This window comes from Fibrobacter sp. UWB13 (genome assembly GCF_900177805.1).
Taxonomy (GTDB): Bacteria; Fibrobacterota; Fibrobacteria; order Fibrobacterales; family Fibrobacteraceae; genus Fibrobacter.
The window spans coordinates 1-2,748 of record NZ_FXAX01000009.1; the positions used below are offsets into that span (position 1 = coordinate 1).

The window sequence follows — 2,748 nt, forward strand, 5'->3', positions numbered from 1 at the left end:
TGAACCAAATCGTTGAAAGAAAGGAAAAGCGTCTCACGGGCTATTAGTACCGCTCGGCTCAACGTGTCGCCACGCTTACACCTGCGGCCTATCGACGTCGTAGTCTCCGACGGCCCTTCAGGGGGTTGCCCCCGCGAGACCTGATCTTGGGAATGGCTTCACGCTTAGATGCCTTCAGCGTTTCTCCAATCCGGACATGGCTACCCGGCAGTGCCGCTGGCGCGACAGCCGGTACACCGGAGGTCCGTCCGTCCCGGTCCTCTCGTACTAAGGACAGCTTCCCTCAAGTCTCGAACGCCCACACCGGATAGGGACCAAACTGTCTCACGACGTTTTGAACCCAGCTCGCGTGCCGCTTTAATTGGCGAACAGCCAAACCCTTGGGACCTTCTCCAGCCCCAGGATGCGACGAGCCGACATCGAGGTGCCAAACCTCCCCGTCGCTATGAACGCTTGGGGGAGATCAGCCTGTTATCCCCAGAGTACCTTTTATCCATTGAGCAACGGCCTTTCCACGCTGTACCGCGGGATCACTAAGCCCTACTTTCGTACCTGCTCGACGTGTCCGTCTCGCAGTCAAGCTCCCTTATGCCTTTGTGCTCTGCGCGCGATTGCCGACCGCGCTGAGGGAACCTTTGGATGCCTCCGTTACCTTTTGGGAGGCGACCGCCCCAGTCAAACTGACCATCAGACACGGTCCCTGTCCCGGATGACGGGACGAGGTTAGATCTCAAAACGGGCAAGGGTGGTATTTCAAGGACGGCTCCCCGACGACTGGCGTCGCCGGCTCGTAGCCTCCCACCTATCCTACACATGCCAGCCCTAAAACCAATGTCAAAATACAGTGAAGGTTCATGGGGTCTTTCCGTCCAGGTGCGGGTTGCCGGCATCTTCACCGGCACTGCAATTTCGCCGAGTCCCGGGAGGAGACAGTGCAGAAGTCGTTACACGATTCGTGCAGGTCGGAACTTACCCGACAAGGAATTTCGCTACCTTAGGACCGTTATAGTTACGGCCGCCGTTTACCGGGGCTTCGATTCAGGGCTTCGCTTGCGCTGACCCCTCCTGTTAACCTTCCGGCACCGGGCACGTGTCAGACCATATACGTCCACTTGCGTGTTAGCATGGCCCTGTGTTTTTGGTAAACAGTCGCTTCTGCCGTTTCCCTGCGACCTCCAGAGGCTCCGCGCTGTTCACGCTCACCACCGGAGGCTCCCCTTATCCCGAAGTTACGGGGTTAATTTGCCGAGTTCCTTCTCCCGAGTTGTCTCGAGCACCTTAGGCTATTCGCCTCGTCCACCTGTGTCGGTTTACGGTACGGGCCTCCGTTCGCTCCCTTAGCGGTTTTTCCTGGCACGGTCCATCGCGGCGCCCCTTCCGGCCGAAGCCTTCCGGGGGTCCGGAGCCTGGGGCATGTGCAGGGGGGATTTGCCGCCCCTGCGCCTCGCACTCCTTCAGCGGCATCCATCGGCCGCCCCGTGAATTCCCATGCGTCGCCGCGTCGGTCATGACGCTTATCGGAGGGTCCAGGAATGTTCGCCTGGTCGTCATCGGCTACGCCTCTCGGCCTCGTCTTAGATCCCGACTGACCCCGGGAGGATTATCCTTGCCCGGGAACCCTTGGACTTACGGTGTGCGGGTTTTTCACCCGCATTTTCGCATACTCATGCCAGCATTCTCGTTTCCGGTGCCTCCAGCGGGCATCGCCACCCGCCTTCCCAGGCCTGCGGAACGCTCTCCTACCACTCCCGAAGGAGTCCACGACTTCGGTGACGTGCTTAGTCCCGATCATTTTTGGCGCGGAGCCGCTTGACCAGTGAGCTATTACGCTTTCTTTAAAGGATAGCTGCTTCTAAGCTAACCTCCTGGCTGTCTGTGCAGCTCCACATCCTTTCCCACTTGGCACGTACTTGGGGACGCTTAGTCGGTGGTCAGGGTTGTTTCCCTTTCGTCTACGGATCTTATCACTCGCAGGCTGTCTGCCATGCATCGCGTTCACGGTATTCGGAGTTTGATAGGGTTTGGTAAGCGGGTGTGCCCCCTAGTCCTGCCAGTGCTCTACCCCCGTGAAGCTAACATGACGCCATACCTAAATATGTTTCGGAGAGAACAAGCTATCGCCCAGTTTGATTGGCCTTTCACCCCTACCCACAGCTCGTCCGAACACGTTTCAATGTATATCGGTTCAGCCCTCCACGGAATGTTACTTCCGCTTCAGCTTGGCCATGGGTAGATCACTAAGGCTTCGTGTCTGCCGTGTACGACTGGTCGCCCAGTTGAGACTCGCTTTCGCTTCGGCTCCGGACCTGAGGCCCTTAACCTTGCCGTACACGAGCAACTCGCTGGCTCATTAAACAAAAGGCACGCCGTCAGGAGGATGAATCCTCCCTCCGACAGAATGTATGCACGCGGTTTCAGGCGCTATTTCACTCCCCTCTCGGGGTGCTTTTCACCTTTCCCTCATGGTACTGTGCACTATCGGTCATCCGCTCGTATTTAGCCTTGGAGGGTGGTCCCCCCGTCTTCAGGCAGGATTTCACGTGTCCCGCCCTACTCTTCGACGGACATCAGATTCTAGATCGCTACAGGCCTGTCACCTGCTGTGGGGGGGCTTTCCATCCCGCTTCGCTCTCTGTCCACTGTATGCAACCCGTCTGGGCTCCTCCCGGTTCGCTCACCACTACTGCGGGAATCTCGGTTGATTTCTTTTCCTCCGGGTACTGAGATGTTTCAGTTCCCCGGGTTCGC

At 58.0% G+C, this 2,748-nt stretch carries 1 rRNA gene (only partly in view); it reads right to left on the reverse strand.

Annotated features, from left to right (window positions below):
- Window positions 1-20 precede the first annotated feature (20 nt).
- A 23S ribosomal RNA gene (locus tag B9Y77_RS15705) occupies window positions 21-2,748 on the reverse strand; it runs 174 nt beyond the window's last position.